The following is a 17,109-nucleotide window of genomic DNA, read 5'->3' on the forward strand; positions in this document are numbered from 1 at the left end:
GCATCATGTCCGAAGCTTTATCCCGTTTCCCTGCTGGCCGCCCTGGCCCGGAGTCTCCGCGATGCTCGATACGCTCCTCAACTTCCTGACCGGCGGTGTCGTCGGCCTCGGCTGGTGGGGCATGGGCCTGGTGCTGCTGGTCTTCACCCAGCTGACCATCTTTGCCGTCACCCTGTACCTGCATCGCAGCCAGGCGCACCGCGGCGTCGACTTCCACCCGGTCATCGCACACGTCTTCCGCTTCTGGACCTGGCTCACCACCTCCATGATCACCCGGGAGTGGGTGGCCATCCATCGCAAGCACCACGCCAAGGTGGAAACCGAGGAGGACCCGCACAGCCCGGTCACCAAGGGCATCGGCACCGTGTTCTGGCGCGGCGTGGAGCTGTACCGCGAGGCCCGTGGCATGCGGGCGGACATCGAGCAGTACGGTCGCGGCGCCCCGGAGGACTGGATCGAGCGCCACCTCTACACCCCGCACGCCAACCTGGGTCCGGTCGCGCTGTTCGCGATGAACCTGCTCCTGTTCGGCCTGCCCGGCGTGGCCCTGTGGGCCATCCAGATGGCGTGGATCCCGTTCTGGGCCGCCGGCGTGGTCAACGGCCTGGGCCACTGGTGGGGCTACCGCAACTTCGAGTCGGCCGACACCTCCACCAACCTCACCCCGTGGGCGTTCTGGATCGGCGGTGAAGAACTGCACAACAACCACCATGCCTTCCCGAGCTCGGCCCGCTTCTCCATGCGCCGCTGGGAGTTCGACATCGGCTGGGCCGCCATCCGCGGCCTGCAGGCCGTGGGCCTGGCCAAGGTGCTGCGCGTGGCGCCGAGCATGGACGTGCGTCCCAACATCGCCGTGCCCGATGCCGAAACCCTGAAGGCGCTGCTCTCGCATCGCTTCCAGGCCATGACCGACTACCAGCGCAACGTGTTCGTGCCGGCGCTGCGCGAAGAGGCCGCCATGGCCGGTGCCAAGCTGCGCAAGCTGCTGCCGCGCCGCATGCGCCGCGGCCTGGTCAACGACGGCCGCTGGCTCAAGCCCGACTGCCGTGCGGAGCTCAGCACCTGGGTCGAACAGCGTCCGCGCATCCGCGTGCTGGTGGAACACCGCGCCCGTCTGGCCGCCCTGCTCGAGGCCCGTGGCAACGACGCGGCCGAGCGCCTGAAACTGCTCCAGGCCTGGTGCCACGAGGCCGAGGCCAGCGGCATTGCCGCGCTGCAGAACTATGCCGCGCGCCTCAAGGGCTACGCGCTGACGGCGCACTGACCGGTGCGTGACACGCACCGTGCATCTGGAAAGCGCCGCCTCGTGCGGCGTTTTTCCTGCGGGGCACTGCTGTTGTTTGCCACCGCCGCTCACGCCCAGGTCACCGATACCGGCAGCTACCTGCAGCGCATGGACGCCGACGGCGACGGCAAGGTCAGCGTCGAGGAATACGTGCAGTGGATGCTGTACGCCTTCGATCGCATGGACCGCAACGGAGATGGTGTCCTGAGCCCCGATGAGCTGCCGGGCGGGAAGGGCAAGCCGATCACCCGCGAGCAGCAGCGCCAGACCATCGTCGAGCGGTTCCACAAGCAGGACGCCAACGGCGATGGGTTCCTGAGCGCGAAGGAATTGTCCGCGCCACCGCGTTGAGCTGACCGCTGCGCCGGGCTCAAGTTTTCTGGCCTGTGGCCGCTATCCCTGTGTGATGCCTTCACCGTCCGACGCGGCCGGGAGGGTTTACATTTTCTTAACTTTCGCTACAGTGTGGGCCGTTACCACGGTTCCGTCCGCGTTCGGTCGGGAAGGTGGCATCGCACCTGGTTCGTGCGATGAGGTACACGCCATGGCCAGGAAGGTCGGGATCTGACAGGGACGAGCAGAACGAATGGATTCAGTACTACGTGTGTCCTGGCGCCGGTTGAGCGCCCCATTGATCATGATCGGCGCCTGCCTTGCCGCGCCGGGCACCGCATGGGCCCAACAGGGCCAGCCCACGCTCGCCGACCAGCAGGAACTGCGCGATCGCGCCGAACGCGAAGCGCGTGAGCGTGCCGAGCGGCAGGCCATTCCCGAGGTTGCAGGTCCAGCAGCGCCGGCGGCGGCCGACCATCGTTCGACCGACCTGCCTGACGAATCCCCCTGCTTCCGCATCGACGCCATCGTGCTCGACGGCGCGCACCGCGACAGATTCGATTTTGCCCAGCGCTACCTGGACAGGTACCAGGGACGCTGCATCGGCCAGGAAGGCATCGCGCTCATGGTGCGGCGGACCTCGGACCTGGTCCTGGCCAAGGGCTACGTGACCACCCGCATCGGCTTGCCCGAGCAGAACCTTGGCGCGGGCACCCTGCGGCTGCAGTTGGTGCCGGGCACCATTCGCCAGATCCGATTCGCCGAGGAAGGTCCGGGCGATGCCATGTGGAAGAGCGCGTTCCCGGCGCGTCCCGGTGATGTGCTCAACCTGCGCGCGCTGGAGCAGGGCCTGGAGCAGCTCAAGCGCGTGCCGTCGCAGGACGTGGAGATGGAACTCGTTCCGGGCGCACAGCCGGGCGAATCGGACGTGGTGATCACCCTCAAGGCCGCACGCCGCTGGCGGGGTGCCGTGTCGCTGGACGATGCCGGCAGTGACGGCACCGGCAAGCAGCAGGCCGGGGCCACGGTGTGGGCCGACAATCTGCTGGGCATCAATGACCTGCTCAGCGTCGGCGTCAACAGCGATGGCAGCGCCGAGCGCGGCAAGGGCACGCATGGCTACAACGCATCGTGGACCGCACCCCTGGGCAACTGGCGGTTCTCGACCAGCACCTACGGGTCGCGCTATGCCCAGCTCATCCAGGGCAACAACGAAGACTTCAGCAGCACCGGTCGCTCGCGCAGCGTGGACATGACCGTTGAACGTCTGCTCACGCGCGGCCAGAGCTACCGCACCGCACTGGAAATGCGCCTTGCGCAACGTCACTCACGCAGCTTCGTCGAGGGCGTGGAACTGCGCGGCCAGCGCCGCCGCACGACCTCGGCCGAACTCGCCCTGCTGCACCGCCAGTACGTGGGCAGCCTGCAGGCCGACCTGCGCCTGGCACACCGGCGCGGCCTGCCCTGGCTGGGCGGCGATGACGACGCCCCCGGCCGCGACGACGAAGCACCCACCTTCCGCTACGGCATCACCACGCTGGATATCGGCGTGGGCGCACCTGTGCTCACAGGGCCTCGCCCGATCTACTGGAACAGCGCGCTGCGCTACCAGTGGAGTTCCGATCCGCTGTACGGCTCGGAGTTCATCAGCATCGGCGGGCGCTACACCGTCAACGGCTTCGACGGCGAAGTGATGATGGGCGGCGCGACCGGTGGCTACTGGCGCAACAGCCTGAACTTCAGCCTGCATCGGCGCTTCTCGCCCTACGTCGGCATCGACGTCGGCCATATCGCCAGCAACGCCGTGCAGGGGATTGCCGGTGGCGACATGGTCGGCGCCCATGTGGGCGCGCGGGGGCAGGCGCTCAGTCTGGATTGGGACGCCTTTGTCGGCGTCCCGCTGGAAGCCCCGCGCGCGATCCGCGCACAGAGCGACGCGCGCGTGGTCGGGTTCCGGCTCGCCACGCAGTTCTGATCGGCTGTACCGCAGTACGACATCGGGCGCCATCGACGCCCGCGGAAAAACGACGTACCACGCCTCACACATGGATGACCTGTCATGAAGACCCGCCTCGTTGACGTCCGTCGCACTGTCGCCCGTCCCATCTCCAGCTCGCGCTGGCGGATCGGCCTGCTGGCCGCCGTAGTGACCGCTGTTTTCGGCGGGCCCTTCAGCTCCTTCGCACAGGTGCAGCCGCAGGCGGGCGGCCCGACCCGGACCGAAGCATCGGGCAACGGCGTGCCGGTGGTGCAGATTGCCGCGCCCAACCCGGGTGGCGTATCGCACAACCGGTTCGACAACTACAACGTCGGACGGGAAGGCCAGGTACTCAACAACAGTTCGACCACCACCCAGACCCAGCTGGCCGGCTACATCCAGGGCAACAGCAATCTGCAGCCGGGGCAATCGGCGCGCCTGATCCTCAACGAAGTCACCTCCAGCAACCGCTCCCTGCTGCAGGGCCATGTGGAAGTGGCCGGTGCGGCGGCGCAGGTGATCATCGCCAACCCGAACGGCATCACCTGCGATGGCTGCGGCTTCATCAACACCACCCGTGGCGTACTGACCACCGGCACGCCGCTGTTTGGCGGCGACGGCAGCCTGTCGGCGTTCCAGGTGGGCCGCGGCAGCATCCGTATCGAAGGCGCGGGCCTGGATGCGGACAACCTGCAGCGTATCGACCTGCTCGCGCGCGCGGTCGAAATCAATGCGGGGCTGTGGGCCAAGGAAGCCAACGTGGTGGTGGGTGCCAACCACATCGACTACGACAGCCTTGCCGCGCGAGCGATCCAGGGGGAGGGGGCTGCCCAGGGGTTCGGCCTGGACGTCGCCGCCCTCGGCGGCATGTATGCGGGCAAGATCCGCCTGGTCGGCACCGAGGCCGGCGTGGGCGTCCGCAGTGCGGGCGCGCTGGTCGCCACCGGTGGCGACTTCGTGCTCACCAGTGCCGGTGACGTGCAGCTGACCGGTCGCACGGCGGCGGCAGGCAACATCGTCGTCGACAGCGCCGGCACGCTCGCCGCTACGGGCGCGACGCAGGCCGGCGCGGACCTGCGGCTGAGCGGTCGCGACGTACAGCTTGCTGGGACCGCATACGCGGCAGGCGTGCTCGATGCCCGCGCATCGCACACGCTGGACGCCTCGGGCAACCTCCTTGCGGGGCGCCTGCAGCTGGCTGCCGATGGCAACCTGCGTCTGGCCGGGCAGGCCGAAAGCCGCGCCGACATCGACCTGCGTGCGGGTCAGCAGCTGGAAAACACCGGGCAGGTGATTGCCGCGAACCAGTTGCAGGCGCGTGCCGCCAGCATCGTGCAGCAGCAGGGCGCGCGACTGGCGGCGCAGGGCGCGCTGCAGCTGCAGGCGAACGGCCACATCGACAACGCCGGCGTGGTGATCGGCAGCACCGGCACCCGCATCGAGGCCGGCAGCCTGGCCAATCGTGGGCAGCTCTACGGCCAACGCGACACCGTGCTGGCGGTCAGTGGTCGGATCGACAACAGCGGGCTGATCGGCGCGGCGCAGACCCTGGCCGTCACTGCCGGTGAGCTGCAGCAGACCGCATCGGCCGAGCTTTCCGCCGGCACCGACGTCACCCTGGATGTCACCGGCGAGCTGGCCAACGCCGGCCAGCTCATCGCCGAGCGCACGTTGATCGCGCGGGCAGGCCGCCTGACCAACACCGGCACCACGGCCGCCAGCGACACCCACCTCACCGTGGGTGCACTCGACAACCGTGGCCTCGTGCTGGCCTCCGGCACGCTGGACATCGACGCCTCGCGCCGCATCGACAACGCCGCCGCCGCGCGCCTGCGTGCCGGCCAGACGATCAACCTGCATGCCGCGCAGCTCGACAACGCTGGCGAGATCATCAGCGACGGCGACCTGCGCATCCTCGCCGACAGCATCGCCAACCGGCAGCGGCTGGAAGCAGCGCAGCAGCTCCAGCTCGATGCGCGCACCTTCACCCAGACCCGGGAGGGCCTGGCGCTCGGCCGCCAGCTGACGGCCACCACCACCGGCCAGCTGGATAACGCCGGGCGTCTGCACGCCACCGAGCGCATGACGCTCAGCGCGGGCACCCTGGACAACACCGGTACCGTCTACAGCACCCGTGACCTGCGCCTGGACAGCAGCGGCACCCTGCGCAACGCGGGCATCATCGCCAGCGATGCGGCGGTCACGCTGCGCGCGCAGGCGCTGGAGAATCTTGCCAACGGCGACATCTCCAGTGCGGACCTGCTCGACATCGAGGTACTGCAGGCGGCCAGCAACGCCGGCAACCTGTTCGCACGGCGCGCGCTGGAACTGCGTGCCGCGCGCATCAACAACAGCGGCGCCGCCTACAGCGCGGGCAATGCCCGCCTGGAGGCCAGCGACGTGCTGACCAACCAGGGCAGCCTGGTGTCCGTGCAGGCGCTGGACGTGCAGGCCGCCTCGCTGGACAGCAGCGGCGACCTCGGCAGCGAGCAGTCCGACGTGCGCCTGACCACCACCGGTGACCTGGTCCTGACCGGCAAGACCATTGCCGCCGGGCAGCTCGACGCCGAGGCGGCCGGTACGTTGCGCCAGAGCGGCAAGGCTTACGCTGCCACCGGCGTGACCCTGCGCGCCCAGCGTGACCTGCAGTTGGCGGGCAACCTGGACAGCAACGCGGACATCACCCTGCATGCCGGCCAGGCGTTGACCAGCGACGGTGACGTGTACGCCACCGGGGCGATCACCGCCGAGGCGGGCACCGTGCTGCGCAACACCGGCAGCATGCAGGCCGCTAGTGTCACCCTGCAGTCCGCGGCGGTTGAGAACCGTGGGCGACTGCTCGCCAGCGGCAACGTCACCGTCAGCGGCGACACCGTCGACAACAGCGGCCAGATCGTGGGCGGCCTGGCGGCCAACGGCGCCTTGGGCAGCACCGGCCAGGTCACCCTGACCGCGAACACCCTGCTGCTGCAATCGGGCAAGGTGCACGCCGGCCAGCGCGTGGCGCTGCAAGGCAGTGGCCTGGACCTGCGCAACGGCCTGGTGTGGTCGGGCGGCGAGCTGGTGGCACGCGCCACCGGCGGCGCGCTGGACAACAGCAACGGCACGTTGGTCGCTACCGGCACGCTGCAGCTGGACACCACTGGCGAACTGATCAACCAGGGCGGCTCGCTGCAAGCGGCGCGCCTTGGCATCCTGGCCGCAGCGCTGGACAACCACGCCGGCGAGCTGATCCAGACCGGCAACGATGCGTTGGCGCTCAGTTTCAGCGGTGCGCTGCGCAACGACGGCGGCCGCATTGCCGCCAACGCCACCGACCTCACCGTGGACGCGTCCATGCTGAGCAATGCCGGCGGCCGCATCGAGCATGCGGGGACGGGCACGGCGACCGTACGCACGGGCCAGCTCGACAACACCAGCGCCGGCCTCATCGTCGGCAACGGCGCGCTCGTGGTCGACGTCACCGACCGCCTCTCCAACACCACCGGCAGCCAGATCAGTGCCGGCCGCGGCGCCGACATCCGCGCGCGCCAGATCGACAACAGCGGCGGCCGCATCGATGCCGTCGGCACCCTGCAGGTGCGCGCCACCGAAGCGCTTCAGAACGTGGCCGGCACGCTGGCCCAGCGCCAGGCAGGCACCCTGCAGATCCAGGCGGCCAGCGTGGACAACCGCACCGGCCTGATCGGTGCCGAGGGCAGTGCAAGCGTCATCACGGCCAGCCTGGGCAACCAGGGCGGCAACCTGTACGCCAAGCAGAACCTGACCCTCGACATAAACGGCGACCTGCGCAACGGCGGCGGCCTGCTGTATGCCGGCGGTCAATTGCAGCTGGACGCCGAGGGCGTGCTCGACAACCAGAGCGGCAGCATCGAAGCCTACGCCGCGGCCGGCATCACGGCGGGTGCGGTGGACAACCGCAGCGGTCGCCTGGTGGTGGATGGCAGCAACACGCTGACCGTCACCACCGGCGGTGCGCTCGACAACAGCGATGGCGTGCTCGGCAGCACCCAGGGCAACATCGCGCTCAGCGCTGCCACCGTCAACAACCAGCGCGGCAAGCTGGTCGCGGGCCAGAGCGCCACCCTGCAGACCGCCCAGCTGGACAACCGCAGCGGCCGCGTCTACGCCGGCACCAACCTGACGCTGGACAACGCATCGGCCACCGTCCTCAACGGCGCGGGCGAGCTCTCCGCAGGCAATCTGTTCACCCTGCGCGCCGCCAGCCTGGACAACACCGGGGGCCGGCTGATTACCCGCAGCAGCACCCTGTACCTTGGGGCACTGAACAACGGCAATGGTGAAATCAGTGCCTACCAGCAGCTGTGGGCGCAGCTGCAGACCTTCCAGGGCAGCAATGGCCGCCTGTTCGGCGGCGCCGAACTGGAACTGCACCTGGCCGGGGACTACCTGCACCAGAACGCACAGCAGCTGCAGAGCAACGGGCGCCTGGCGCTGAACGTTGCGGGCACGCTGACCAACCAGGGCCGCATCGAGACCAGCGGCACCCTGGAGCTCAATGCCGCGCAGATCGACAACACCGCGACGGGCGCCATCAGCGCCGGCAACGGTGCCGGTACCGCAAGCGCGTCGCTCACCGCCAGCCAGGGCATCAACAATGCCGGCCGCATCGACGGTGACCGTGTGCAGACCAGCAGCAGCTGGTTCACCAACACCGGCACCGTGATGGGCGACCAGGTCACGCTGAGCGCCGGCACCGTCACCAACGGGCGCGAACTGGGCAGCACCGTGCCCGTGCGCGACTACAACGAAGGCCTGCTGGCCACCACCGGTACGCTGGCCATCAACGCCGACGTCTTCAACAACCTCGACGGCGAGCTGTACAGCATCGGTGACATCCGCATCGGCGGCCGCTGGGGCGGCAACGCGCAGCAGATCGTGAACCGCTCGGGCCGTATCCAGGCCGAGAACAATCTGGTGCTGCTCGCACTGGGTGTGCGCAATGAACGGCGTGTGCTGCAGTACGAACAGAAGACGTACACGGCGGAGGATCAGATCGGTGATCCGGACGCGGGTACCCATTGGGAAGAAAACTCTCCCCAGCAGGTCCGTGACCGCTACTGCAGCAGCACGCAGTCTCCCTGCTTCGTGTGGATCGATCACGGCGTGACCCACGAGGACACCGTGCTGGAGGGCACCAAGGTGTACGCCGCCAGTGCCGCGGCCCAGTTCCTGTCGGGCCGTGACATGCTGATCAGCGGCGGCAACGTGGACAACATCTACTCGGCCATTGCAGCCGGCACCAACCTGACCATCAACGGCCGGGGCTCCTCCAACAGCGACAACCCGGCTGACTGGGCCGGTGTGGTCAACAACGTCGGCCTGACGGCCACAAAAACCATCCGCCGCGTGTCGACATCCGAAGTGGAGTATCAGACCTGCCGCTGGGATCTCACCTGCGACTATGAGCCGAACTGGGCACGGGTCCAGCTGGGCACCACCACCGTCACCAAGGAAGTCGCGGTGCCGGGCGGCAATGCCAGCATCACCGCCGGCCGCAACGTCACCATCGACGCGCGCGACGTCAACAACACCGTGGTCAACGCCGGAAACGGCGGCGCACCGGCCGACATCGGCGGCTGGAATGGCGTGGGCGCGTATGTGCCCACCCTCGGCAATGGCAGCCAGGCCGGCGCGGCCACCGGCAACACCGGCGCGCCGGACCCGGTGACCGGCATTGCCAATGGCCCTGCCACCGGCACCGTCGGCGGCAACGGCCAGGGCCCGAATGTCGGCGTGCCGGCGCCGGGGACCAGCGGCGTGGTCAAGCCGCCGCAGGTGGTGGGCACCGCACAGAATCCGCTGCCGGGCCTGCTGGCGCCGGACAGCGGCCTGTACACCGTGAACCCGGGCAACCAGCGCTGGCTGGTGGAAACCGATCCGCGCTTCGCCAACTACGGCCAGTGGCTGGGCTCGGACTACATGTTCGACAAGCTCAACCTCAACCCCGACCAGCGCCTGAAGCGCCTGGGCGATGACTTCTACGAACAGCGCCTGGTGCTGGAGCAGATCACCGGCCTCACCGGCCGCAAGTACCTCGATGCCGACCTCGACAACGGCATGGACCAGTACCGCGCCATGATGGACGGCGGCGTGTCCGAAGCCGGCCGCCTGCAGCTCACCGTGGGCATCGCGCTGTCGGCCGAGCAGATGGCCGCGCTGGACGAAGACATCGTCTGGATGGTGGCGCAGAACGTCGGCGGCCAGCAGGTGCTGGTGCCGGTCGTGTACCTGAGCCAGGCCACCGCCGACCGCCTGCAGCTGGGCGGCGCGGCGATCGCCGGCGAGAGCGTGGATATCCGCGCGAACAACGTGAACAACCAGGGCATGATCGCGGCCGACAGCCGCCTGTCGATCGATGCCGGCAGCCTGCTCAACGATCGCGGTGCGGTCACGTCCGGCGGCAGCCTGCGGGTGTCTGCGGTTGAAGACATCATCAACAAGGACGGCCTGATCCAGGGCGGCAGCATCAGCCTGGTCGCCGGCCGCGACCTGCAGAGCGTGGCCAGCCTGGGCGTGGCGCGAATTGAATCGACGGGGGACATGGCCATGGTCGCCGGCCGCGACCTGTCGCTGGTCGGTGCGCAGACCAGCGCCAAGGGCAACGCTGCGCTGGTTGCCGGGCGTGACCTCAACCTGACGACCCAGCAGAGCGGAGCCTCCGGAGAGACCTTCAACCGGACCACGCTGGACGTGGGCGGCAGTCTGGGCCTGCAGGCCGGCAACGACCTCACCCTGACCGCCGTGCAGGTCAAGGCGGGCAACAACCTGAGCGTCGTGGCTGGCAACGACATCAACCTCAATGCGCTGACCACCACGCAGACCACCACCACGCGCAACGGCTCGTCGACCCGCCAGACGCTGGAAACCAGCGGGCTGGATGCTGGCGGCAACCTGGCATTGCAGGCGGGTCAGGACATCACGCTGCAGGCGGCGGATCTCCAGGCCGGCAAGAGCATTGCCGCCATCGCCGGGCGCGATATCAACCTGGACCAGATCACCACCACCGACAGCAGTGAAGAAGACATCCGCCGCAAGCGCTATTCAATGCAGAGCGAAGCGCACAGCGACACCTCGCACGGCACCGTGCTGCAGGCTGGCGAGGGCGTCGCGCTGATTGCCGGTCGTGACGCAACGCTGACGGCGGCGACGGTGTACGCCGAAACGGGTGGCATCAGCATTTCTGCCGGTCGTGACGTCACCTTGACCACGGCCGAGGAAACCAGCGCCTACGAGAAGGACGAGTGGAGCAAGAAGAAGGGAACCTTCTCCAGCAAGACCACCACCAGCCATGACGAGGCCAGCAGCACCCGCAGCGTCGGCACGATCCTGAGCGGCGAATCGGTGAACATCGTGGCCGGCAACAACGTCGGCATCGTCGGCTCGGCGGTGGTCGCCGACAACGACATCCGTATCGGTGCCGGCAACAACGTCACCATTGAATCGGCGCAGGACACCTTCAGTGAAGACCACAGCTTCAGCCAGAAGAAGTCCGGCTTCTCTGCCGGCTTCTCCGGTGGCGTGGCCAGCGTGGGCTACAACAAGTCGCGCAACAGCAGCCAGAGTTCGACCGACACCACCACCCAGGTGGGGTCGGCCATCGGGTCCATCGACGGCAATGTGGCGATCAGCGCCGGCAACCAGCTGACCATCGCTGCGTCCGACGTCGCAGCAGGCAAGGACATGGCACTGGCCGCCAAGGACATCCAGCTTCTGGCGCGACAGGACACGGTGGATTCGCAGTCGAGCCAATCCAGCAAATCCAGCGGATTCTCCGTGGGCATCACGCTGGATCCCGGTGCCGCCTACCGCGCCGGCCGCGATGCTGAAACGGCCAACCGCGAGGACAGCGGGTCGTTCATCGGTGAAACCACCCGCACTGCGGACGGCATGATCGCCGGTTACCGCGCAGCCACAACCGCCGTGGTGGTACAGGCGGGCAGCCACCGCTCCAACAGCGCCGAGAACGGAAGCACCAGCGACGCGCGCGTCAGCCAGCTCACCGCCGGTGGCAACCTCACCCTGATCGCCACCGACGGCTCCATCACCAGCCAAGGCGCGCAGATGTCGGCCGAGGGCAACGCGGTGCTGGCTGCAAGCAAGGACATCGTCTTCGACGTGGCCCACAACACCGCCGCCAGTGGCAACAACAGCGACGGCAAGGGCTGGGGCATTGCCAACAATACCGCCCACCTTCCGGTTGGCATGCACAACAACAAGGGCAATGGCGCCGGCGTCAGTGACACCATCACCGGCACCCAGCTGTCGGTGGGCGGCAACGCGACCCTCACCACGGCGCAGGGCGACATCAGCCTCACCGGCAGCAACATTGCCGCTGACGGTGACGTCAACGTCCATGCTGCCGGCGACCTGACCATCCGCAGTGGCCAGGACACGCGCAGCAACGCCAACCAGTCCGACAACAAGGCCATCGGAACCGTAGTGGTGTCCGATACCGAGCGCTTCTCGGGATACCACACCGAGCGGCACCGTGATGCCAACGACCAGGTTACCCAGGTGGCAAGCAACGTGGCCAGCCTGGGCGGCAATGTGTCGTTGTCGGCTGGAGGCACCTACACGCAGCAGGCCTCCAACGTACTGGCGGCCAACAACGTGGACGTCACCGCGCGTGACATCCAGCTCCTGACGGCCGAGAACAGCGGCAGCCAGATGAGCCGCGACGACAGCCTGAAGGTGGGCGTCTTTGCCCGCGTCAGCTCGCCCCTCATTGATCTGGTGAACAACGTGGACGCCGCACGCCAGGCCGATGGACGCCTGCAGAACATGCAGGCACTCGCCGCTGTCGCCACGGGGTGGAATACCTACAAGGCCGTCACCGGCGGTACCCTGGCCAGTGCCGAAGCCGGGGTTGGCTTTGCCACCAGCAACAGCCAGTACGACGCCAACTACCAGACCTCGCAGGGCTCGACCATCAGCGGCGGCGGCAATGTCAGCATGACCAGCACCGCGGGAGACATCCACGTGGTGCAGGGCAATCTGAAGGCAGGCAACACGCTGAGCCTGGATTCGGCCAACGACATCCTGCTGGAAGCGGCGCGCAATGAAGCGGCCGAGAAGGCGCGCAGCAGCTATTCCGGCGCCGAAGTAGGGGTGGGCGCATCGGTCGGCGCACAGACCGGCGTGTACGTCTATGCACAGGCCAGCGTGGGCAGCAGCCGCAGCGACGGACAGTCTTCCACCTACCAGAACACCCAGCTGACCGCCGACAAGCTTCAGCTGACCTCGCGGGGCGACACCACGCTGCGCGGTGCGTCCGCGCAGGCCAACACGATCTCGGCCGACATCGGCGGCGATCTCAACATCGAGTCGCTGCAGGATCGTATTACCCAGGACTCCAAGAGCAGTGAGGTGGGCGGTCGTGTGCAGATCTCCTTCGGCACCGCCTGGAGCGCGGGTGGCAGCGCGAGCTCGTCCAAGGCCAGCAGCGATTACACCGGGGTCAACGGTCAGTCCGGCCTGTTCGCAGGTAATGGTGGTTTCGACATCCGCGTCGGTGGCAACACCGACCTGAAGGGCGCCGTGATTGCCAGCACCGCCGACCCGAGCAGGAACTCCCTGTCCACCGGCAGCCTGACCGCGTCGGACCTGGCCAATGAGGCCAGCGGCAAAGCCAGCAGCGCCAGCTATGCAGTCAGCAACGACATGCTCAGTGGCAGCAAGTACGGCGCGGCCATGGGCGTCATCAAAAATGCGATGGGCGAGGGCAGTGACAGCGAGGGACGTTCAAGCACGACCCGCAGCGACATAGCGGCCGGCACCGTGGTCATCGGCAATGGCGATACCACCGCGTTGGATGGCATGGATCGCACGGCAACCACGCCGGCCGAAGCGCTGCAGCAGATCGATCTGCAGAAGCTGCAGAACAATGCAGCAGCCGAGCAGATCGGCAAGGCGCTGGTGTATGAGCAGGCTGAGAAGTTCACAGACGAAGCCTATAGGACGATGTTCCTACTTGAGGCCAAGATCTACGTTGTGGAAAGAGATGCAGAGGGCAAGCCGCTGATTGATGAAAAAGGGAATCAAGTATTCCGGGAGTTGACCGGTGATGAGAAGAAAAATCTCCAGCCAGGTAGCGACGGCAAGATCCACATCGCGGACAACGGAATCAACAATGTCCTGAGCGGTGCGGACAAGTATGCTGAACAGCACTCAACGGCAGATGGCCCGCAGTACTACATCCATTTCCCGAAGGCCGAGAAGGCGATATCGGAGCTGCTTATCGCCGGTTACCAGAAGTATCTGGAGAGCGACGCCATGGGCCTCGCCAATGCTACGCAGCTGACGAAGGAATACATGCTCCTGTACGGAAAGGATGGCCTGCACCTTGATGGTCACAGCCGTGGTTCGTTGACCGTGGGCAACGCAATGGAGTCGCTTGAAAACCTGCCGAACGCAAAGGGACTGCTCAGTGGAACGACGGTCAGTTTCATGGGTCCTGCCTACAATGCGGCAGCTGCAGACGAGCTGCTTAGCTATCTACAGGATCGCTCAACGTGGACGGATCAACAAAGTGGCGTATTGACATTGCAGAACCACACCAACGATCTGGTTGGACGGTTGATCGGCAACAACCCCGCGACGGGCGGCGTGACCCCCGAAGGCAAATCGACGATTTGGGAAATGCTCCGGGTGCTGGGCGGCACGGATACGCCGCACAACTGCTACGGAGCTGCTGTCGGCGCAGGTTGCTCGAAGCTTTGGGAGGGCTCCCCGGGCAACATGTCCGTACCGATTCCCATCAATCAAGTTGACATGTCATTGACCGACAGGCTGTTCTACCGCCTCGAGACGCTGCGGAGCAGAACCAAATGATGAAGCATCTCGTGGTTCTCCTGGGCGTGGCGCTGTTGTCCGGTTGCCTTTCGAACAGTGCATTCGGCCCAGGCCCGGATTCCTATGAGGTTTGGGTGAAGCCCGGCGTAGATGATGTGACGATCTGGAAGGACATGCTGGACTGCAATTATCCAGAGCCATTCAAGTCGGGTCACGGGTACGAAGGTGGGGAACGCACCATCGATCAGTTTGTTGGCTCCATGATTTGCATGGAGCACCTCGGCTATGCCTATCGGGAGGGAAACAAGATCATGCGGGTGTGCGAAACACCCGGTTGGAGGAAGCGAGCTTCCTGCCAGCCTGGTGCGAATATCCCTGTTCCCGACACCGATCGACGCCTGAGCAGCGGCTACTGCAAGAAGTATCCGGCATCGAGAGCCTGCATCCCTTGATCGGGAGGCCGGCACCGCGAGCGTTCAGCCGGATAACAGCCGGCCCGGCGCTAGAATCCCCCCCATGCCCGAGCTCCCCGAAGTAGAAACCACCCGCCGCGGCCTTTCCCCGCACCTGGAAGGTCGCAGCATCCACGGCGTGATCCTGCGTCGCCCCGACCTGCGCTGGCCGATTCCGCCGGAGATCAGCACGCTGCTCCCCGGCCAGGCCATCCAGGGCGTGCGCCGCCGCGCCAAGTACCTGCTGCTCGATACCGCCATCGGCAGCGCGCTGCTGCACCTGGGCATGTCCGGCAGCCTGCGGGTGCTGCCCGGCGACACCCTGGTACGTGCGCACGACCACGTGGACATCAGCCTGGACAACGGCCGCCTGCTGCGCTTCAACGACCCGCGCCGCTTCGGCAGCCTGCTCTGGCAGCCGGCGGGGGAAACCCATGAGCTGCTGGCCGCGCTGGGCCCGGAGCCGCTGGATGACGACTTCGACGGCGACTACCTGTTCCGTCGCAGCCGCGGCCGCAGTGCCTCGGTGAAGACCTTCCTGATGGACCAGGGCATCGTGGTGGGCGTGGGCAACATCTACGCCGCCGAAAGCCTGTTCATGGCCGGGATCAACCCGCTGCGCGAGGCCGGCAAGATCTCCCGCGAGCGCTACCAGCGGCTGGCCACCGCCGTGAAGCAGATCCTCGGCCACGCCATCACCCGCGGCGGTACCACCCTGCGCGACTTCATCAACCCGGACGGCGCGCCGGGCTATTTCGAGCAGGAACTGCTGGTCTACGGGCGTGAAGGCGAGCCCTGCCGCCAGTGTGGGCGACTGCTGCGCCACGCCACCATCGGCCAGCGCGCCAGCGTCTGGTGCGGGTACTGCCAGCGCTGACCGTCACGCAGGGCCCCGGGCGGGCGCTATAGTCGGCCCAACGTCACCGGCGGGGGTGGGTGTGCGATGGACGAAAGCCCGGATATCACCGTATGGCTGGATTCGGCCCGCGCGGGCGACCGCGCGGCGCTGGACCGGGTGCTGACCCTGCTCTACCAGGAGCTGCACAGCATGGCCCGGCGCCAGCTGGCCGGCCAGCAGGGGCGCACGCTGGATGCCACCTCGCTGGTCCATGAGTCCTACCTCAAGCTGCTGGGTGCCCGCGGCGGGGCCCGCTTCGAAGACCGCGCGCACTTCTTCGCCTATGCCGCCTCGGCCATGCGCAGCGTGGTGGTGGACTACGCGCGCAACCGGCTGGCACGCAAGCGCGGCGGCGATCTGAAGCGGGTGGCCGAGATTCCGGAAAACAGCAGCAGCGGCGTGCGGCTGGACGAAGACCTGCTGGCGCTGGACGTAGCCCTGGCGCGGCTGCAGGCGGTGGATGGCCACCTGGCGAAGGTGGTGGAGCTGCGCTACTTCGCGGGGCTGTCCGAACAGGAAATCGGCGACCTGTGCCAGCGCTCGGAGCGCAGCATCCGGCGCGACTGGCAGAAGGCGCGCATGTTCCTGCTGGCGTCGGTGCGCGAGGACTGACGGCCACGCGCAGCGGTCCTGCGCGGCTGCGCAGGTGGCAGGCACAACCATTGGGGTGGGGATCGGGAGCGGCGGATGGACGCAGTACGCTGGCGGCAGCTGTCGTCGCTGCTGGATCAGTTGCTGGAAATGCGTCCCGACCAGCGCGCCGCGCGGCTGGCGCATCTGCGCGCGTCCGATCCGGAGGTGGCCGACGACCTGGAGCGCCTGCTCGAACACGAACAGGAAAGCCACGAGTTCATGGCCCAGCCGCTGTGGACGGCCCCGCCGGAAGACAGCCGCGCCGGTACCCACATTGGTCCGTACCGGCTGCTGCGCCAGCTCGGTGAAGGCGGCATGGGCGAAGTCTGGCTGGCCGAACGCGCCGATGGCCTGTACCAGCGCCAGGTCGCGCTGAAACTGCTGCGCAGCGGCTATGCCGACCCGGGATTGCGACAACGCTTCAGCCGCGAACGCGAGATTCTGGCGCGCCTGCAGCACCCGCACCTGGCGCAGCTGTTCGACGCCGGCGTGGACCTGCAGGGCCAGCCCTACCTGGCGCTGGCCTACGTGGAAGGCGAACCGATCACCGATTACTGCCAGCGCCTGCAGCTGCCGCTGGAGCGGCGCCTGCAGCTGATGCTGCAGGTGTGCGCGGTAGTGAGCCACGCACACGCCAACCTGGTCGTGCACCGCGACCTCAAGCCGTCCAACATCCTGGTCACCGCCGATGGCGAAGTGAAGCTGCTGGATTTCG

Annotated in this window: 8 protein-coding genes; all 8 read left to right on the forward strand. The window is 67.3% G+C overall.

All coding sequences use genetic code 11. From position 1 onward, the window contains the following. Positions 1-61: 61 nt before the first annotated feature. Entirely contained in the window at positions 62-1,264 is a 1,203-nt protein-coding gene (locus RT456_RS08685; protein ID WP_313345201.1) for a fatty acid desaturase, read from the forward strand. A gap of 42 nt (positions 1,265-1,306) precedes the next feature. Continuing rightward, complete coding sequence (locus RT456_RS08690) at positions 1,307-1,636, forward strand: hypothetical protein (protein ID WP_313345204.1); 330 nt, start codon at positions 1,307-1,309, stop codon at positions 1,634-1,636. Positions 1,637-1,871: 235 nt separating this feature from the next. Continuing rightward, positions 1,872-3,593 (forward strand): ShlB/FhaC/HecB family hemolysin secretion/activation protein, encoded by a 1,722-nt coding sequence (locus RT456_RS08695; protein ID WP_313345207.1) that lies wholly within the window; start codon positions 1,872-1,874, stop codon positions 3,591-3,593. 84 nt (positions 3,594-3,677) lie between these two features. Continuing rightward, complete coding sequence (locus RT456_RS08700) at positions 3,678-14,450, forward strand: hemagglutinin repeat-containing protein (RefSeq protein WP_313345210.1); 10,773 nt, start codon at positions 3,678-3,680, stop codon at positions 14,448-14,450. After that, positions 14,447-14,863, forward strand: a complete 417-nt coding sequence (locus RT456_RS08705) for a hypothetical protein (protein ID WP_313345213.1) — start codon at positions 14,447-14,449, stop codon at positions 14,861-14,863. Before RT456_RS08700 ends, RT456_RS08705 begins: the two co-directional genes overlap by 4 nt. 64 nt (positions 14,864-14,927) lie before the next feature. Then, positions 14,928-15,740: a bifunctional DNA-formamidopyrimidine glycosylase/DNA-(apurinic or apyrimidinic site) lyase gene (mutM, locus tag RT456_RS08710; protein ID WP_313345216.1), complete on the forward strand. Its 813-nt coding sequence runs from the start codon at positions 14,928-14,930 to the stop codon at positions 15,738-15,740. Positions 15,741-15,806: 66 nt separating this feature from the next. Beyond that, positions 15,807-16,373, forward strand: coding sequence for an ECF-type sigma factor (locus tag RT456_RS08715; RefSeq protein WP_313345218.1), 567 nt, complete (start codon positions 15,807-15,809; stop codon positions 16,371-16,373). A 75-nt stretch (positions 16,374-16,448) separates the two neighbouring features. Further along, the coding region (locus RT456_RS08720) for a serine/threonine-protein kinase (RefSeq protein ID WP_313345220.1) at positions 16,449-17,109 on the forward strand (661 nt) is incomplete at its 3' end.

It is taken from the genome of Stenotrophomonas sp. (genome assembly GCF_032099025.1).
Lineage (GTDB): Bacteria > Pseudomonadota > Gammaproteobacteria > Xanthomonadales > Xanthomonadaceae > Stenotrophomonas.